Below are 3,156 nucleotides of genomic sequence, written 5' to 3'. Positions count from 1 at the left end.
CGAATGGTTTCGGCCAGGAGTTCGGCGACCGAGAGCTGGCGGATCTTGGCGCAGCGCAACGCATCGGCGCGCAGCGGCAAAGTATTGGTGACGACCAGTTGATCCAGCTGCGAGCCTTCGATGTTGGCGATGGCCGCCCCCGAGAGCACCGGGTGCACGCAATAGGCCACGACCCTGCGCGCGCCCTTTTCCTTGAGCGCGGCGGCCGCCGCACACAACGTGCCGGCGGTGTCGACGATGTCGTCCACCAGCACGCAGGTCTTGCCCTCGACGTCACCGATGATGTTCATCACCGTGGCGACATTGGCCTTGGGCCGGCGCTTGTCGATGATGGCAAGGTCCGCGTCGTCCAGGCGCTTGGCCAGCGCACGGGCGCGCACCACGCCGCCGACGTCGGGGCTGACCACGATGATGTCGTCCATGCTGTGGTGGCGCCAGATGTCGGCCAGCAGCACGGGCGATGCGTAGACATTGTCGACCGGGATATCAAAAAATCCCTGGATCTGGTCGGCGTGCAGATCGACCGTGAGCACGCGATCGACGCCGGCGGTGGCGATCATCTTGGCCACGAGCTTGGCGGTAATGGGCACGCGCGCCGAGCGCGGTCGGCGGTCCTGACGGGCATAGCCGAAATAGGGCATGACCGCCGTGACCGAGGCCGCCGAGGCGCGCTTCAAGGCATCGACCAGCACCAGCAGCTCGAAGAGATTCTCGGCGCTGGGCGCGCCCGTGGGCTGGATCACGAACACTTCCTGCCGGCGAACGTTCTCTTCGATCTCGACCTGTGCCTCGCCATCGCTGAAGCGGCCGATCTGGGCCTTGCCCAGCGGAACGTTCAGGCGCGTGCAGACGTCCTCGGACAGGGCGCGGTGGGCATTACCGGTGAAGAGCATCGGGGTGGACGTGTCCACTTGAGACCTCGTGAGTGATTCGTTGCCCAGGACATCCCGCGTAGTGCGGGCGCCGCGCGACCTTAATTACGTTGTGCCTTCTAACCAAAGGCCAGCCCTCTCGGGATGGCTGGGGCGGCAGGATTCGAACCTGCGCATGCGGGAATCAAAATCCCGTGCCTTAACCAGCTTGGCGACGCCCCAACAGCGTGTTCAATGTTTCTTTTTCTTGTGACTCTTGTGACCCGGCTTGCGCCGGGGCGTATCGAAGCGTTCGAGCGTCATCCGCAACGGCGAGCGACCCATGCCGGCGCTGACCCACGCGTTCATCGAGGGATCAACCTGCCGGGCCACGGCCAGTGCCGCGTCGTAGGTCCTCGTCTCGAGGAAGACGCAAGCACCACTTCCCGACAGCTGCGCGCGGCCGAAGCCCGAGAGCCAGTCCAGCGCGGCGGCCACCCGGGGGTAGCGCGCGCGAACGACCGGCTCGAAGGCATTTTCGCCCGCTTGCCCTGAAACAAAGGCCGAAATTGTCGCTTCCGGGGCTTCCCGTGTCAATTCGGGAGCCTGGAACAGCACTGCGGTAGGCACCTGTTCGCCCGGATCGACGACCACATACCAGCGCTGGGGCAGCTTGATCGGCCGCACGCGGTCGCCCACCCCTGCCGCCCAGGCCGAGCGGCCACGGACGAACACCGGGACATCCGCGCCGAGCTTCAATCCGAGTCCGGCCAGTTCGTCCTCGCCCAGGGACAGGTTCCACAGCCGGTTCAGGCCCACCAGCACCGTGGCGGCGTCTGAACTGCCGCCACCGAGCCCGCCGCCCATGGGAATGCGCTTGTCCACTTCGATATCCACGCCCAGGCGGCAACCGGTGTGTTCGGCAAGCAGGCGCGCCGCGCGCGCCGCCAGGTCGGCGTCGGGATCCACGCCCGGCGCCCCTGCCCCGCGCTCGATGCGGCCATCGCCACGGACGCGCAGGCGGACCTCATCGCCCCATTCGAGCAGGCGGAATACCGTCTGCAGCTCGTGGTAACCATCGGGCCGGCGACCGGTCAGGCGCAGGAACAGGTTCAGCTTCGCCGGCGCCGGCAGCGAAATCCAGTCGCCTGGGCCCAGCGGCGCCAGTTCCCGGCGCATGAAGACACGCAGGCCATCGGGAAAGCCGTTGTCGCGGTCGCGCTCGAGGGCAAAGGCAAATTCCGGGTGATTCTTGTCTACCGGCACGAAGCCATGGCGGGCGTAGAACGGGCCGTTCCAGCTGACGTCGGCCAGGGTGCCCAGGTCAACCGCGTGGTAGCCGGCCGACCGGGCCCAGGCGCAGGCGTGCTCGAGCAAAGCTGAGCCAATGCCCTGGCGGGCATGGCCCGGCAGCACGTCGATCTCGGCCAAGCCGATGCTCGAACCACCCGCTTCCGCGTCCAGCCACACAAAACCCACCGGCGCACGGTCGGCCAGGCGCGCCACCCAGACCAGTCCCTTGCCGATGGCTTCATGGATCACATCCGGCGGAATGCTCATCGCCGCATAGAACGGCCATGCCGCGTGGCTACGGAAGAGTTCCACGGCCGCCCGCTCGATCGCGCAAATGGCGTCGATATCGTCATAGACGGCGCGGACGATGGTCCAGGGCGCGTCCGGGGCGGGCGCGTGGGAAGAAGGCATGCGGGAGCCAGGCAGGCGGAAAGACCGCCAAGTCTAGCGAAACTCCCAACCCATCCGCGCCAGCTTCACGATATAGGGCGAACGCGTGGCGTAGACCTTCATCGGCAGGCGTGGCTGGGCGGCCGGGTCCCACTCGGGATAAATGATGGTCCAGCCGTCCTGGACCAGTTCGCTGGGCAGGCCGTCGGCGCCGAAATGGACGTCGGCCGTCTTGCCGGCGGCGCGCACCGCCATCACCCAGGCCTTGAGGTCCGCCAGGGGCACACGAAAGCCCAGCGCCTTGTCCATCAGGCTTTCGGCATCCGGACCATGCAAGGGGCCGGATTTATCGGCACCTTCCAGCAGTGCACCGCCGGCATCGCCCGACAGCCGTACCTGGCGACCGGGAAAGGACACGGTGAAGTCGTAACGGTCGCCATCCTGCACCCAGATGAGGTCGCCGCTGCCGCCATCCCTGCCGTTGCCCACGTACATGCGCGCGGTGAGCGTCCAGTGGTCGCGGCTTAAGAGCGCGGCTTCGCGGGTTTCCTGGGCGGCTACCGTGGCCGGGTCAGGAAACCCGCGAAGCCGCGCTCTTAAGCCGCGACCACTGGACGAGATC

At 67.0% G+C, this 3,156-nt stretch carries 3 protein-coding genes and 1 tRNA gene; all 4 read right to left on the bottom strand.

Annotated features, from left to right (window positions below; translation table 11 throughout):
* Positions 1 to 893, bottom strand: an 893-nt coding sequence (locus VK519_RS13030) for a ribose-phosphate diphosphokinase (RefSeq protein ID WP_324350405.1), incomplete at its 3' end; no start/stop codon positions are given.
* A 124-nt stretch (positions 894 to 1,017) separates the two neighbouring features.
* Positions 1,018 to 1,094: transfer RNA gene (locus VK519_RS13025), tRNA-Gln, on the bottom strand.
* A gap of 9 nt (positions 1,095 to 1,103) precedes the next feature.
* Positions 1,104 to 2,555 carry a 4-(cytidine 5'-diphospho)-2-C-methyl-D-erythritol kinase gene (gene ispE / locus VK519_RS13020; RefSeq protein WP_324350403.1) on the bottom strand — a complete coding sequence of 484 codons (1,452 nt, stop codon included), beginning with the start codon at positions 2,553 to 2,555 and terminating at the stop codon, positions 1,104 to 1,106.
* Positions 2,556 to 2,588: 33 nt separating this feature from the next.
* Positions 2,589 to 3,156, bottom strand: a 568-nt coding sequence (locus VK519_RS13015) for an outer membrane lipoprotein LolB (RefSeq protein WP_324350402.1), incomplete at its 5' end; no start/stop codon positions are given.

The organism is Pinirhizobacter sp. (assembly GCF_035317885.1).
In the GTDB taxonomy this organism is placed as follows: Bacteria; Pseudomonadota; Gammaproteobacteria; order Xanthomonadales; family Rhodanobacteraceae; genus Pinirhizobacter.
This window is presented reverse-complemented; position numbering and strand designations above follow the sequence as displayed.

Coding starts and splice junctions, on each gene's coding strand:
- ispE (WP_324350403.1), bottom strand. CDS start 2,555: ATGCCTTCTTCCCACGCGCCCGCCCCGGACGCGCCCTGGACCATCGTC.